We start from the raw sequence: 1,297 nt of genomic DNA, 5'->3' as shown, positions 1-1,297 counted from the left end.
AGCATATTCAGCTAAAAAGAAAAAAACAAATATAACAGCTGAGTGTTCTGTCATAAAACCACTAACTAATTCTGATTCAGCTTCTGCTAAATCAAAAGGAGCTCTATTAGTTTCTGCAATACAACCTATAAAAAATATAAGAAATATAGGTAATAAAGGTAAAATAAAATAAACAACTTTTTGACTTTCTATTATTGTTGTTAAATTTAAACTACCTGTAAATAAAATTACTAATAAAATTATAGAACTTAATAATAATTCATAACTTATTAATTGAGCTGTACTTCTTAAAGAACCTAAAAAAGCATATTTAGAATTAGCAGATCAACCTGCTAATAAAATACCATATGTTGCTAATGAAGATACAGCTAACATATATAAAATACCTAAGTTAAAATCTGATATAAATAAACCTGATCCATAAGGTATAACAGCATAACCTAATAAAGAAAAAATTAAAGTTATTATAGGACCAAGAAAAAATAATATTATATTAGCTTGTGTTGGTGCTACATATTCTTTTAGTAATAATTTTAAAGCATCAGCAAATGCTTGTAGTAATCCATAATAACCTACAATATTTGGACCTAATCTTCTTTGCATACTAGCCATTGTTTTTCTTTCTGATATAGTAACAAAAGCTACAATAAGTAAAGCAGGTACAACAACTAATAAATTTTCTAATATTGATATAAGTGTATACATATTTTAATAAAAACTACTATAATTAAAATTTAATAATTTTTTATCTATCTAATTATTATTACTAAATACTTTTTTTTTAATTTTTATATAATTATAGTTAAATTTTGAATATATTATAATATTTATATAATAAACATCTACTATTTATTACAGGAGTCATGGGAAATCGAATCCCTGATTATAGATTTGCAGTCCTAATACAGAACCATCTGCTATAACTCCAAATTGGTTTTAATTATCTTATTAATAATTTTTTTTTAATATATTAAAGAATAACCGTTTCATATTTTTGTATTAAAATTATACATTTGTTTACTATCTATTTTTAACGCATTTTTACCTAATTCAAAAGCAAAACCTAATGTTAAAACTAAAAAAAATACAAGCATAATGATTAAACCATATAAATTATTAAAATAAGCACTAACAACATAAGGGTAAACTAATAATATTTCTAAATCAAATAAAAGAAACAGTAAAGCAAATATAAAAAAAGATATACTAAATTGTGTTCTATTTTGACCCAAAAATGAATGAAAACCACATTCAAATGCACTATCTTTTTCTTGGTATGGATTATGTACAGATAATA

At 22.4% G+C, this 1,297-nt stretch carries 1 protein-coding gene and 1 pseudogene; both read right to left on the bottom strand.

Annotated features, from left to right (window positions below; genetic code table 11):
• A pseudogene (locus ACYVBS_RS14590) lies at positions 1 to 705 on the bottom strand (complex I subunit 1 family protein); the annotation flags it as partial.
• 281 nt (positions 706 to 986) lie between these two features.
• The coding region (locus ACYVBS_RS14585) for an NADH-quinone oxidoreductase subunit A (protein WP_460824493.1) at positions 987 to 1,297 on the bottom strand (311 nt) is incomplete at its 5' end.

Source organism: Lysobacter olei, assembly GCF_054777355.1.
Note: the sequence above shows the minus strand (reverse complement) of the source record. Positions and strands in the feature narration are given on the sequence as shown.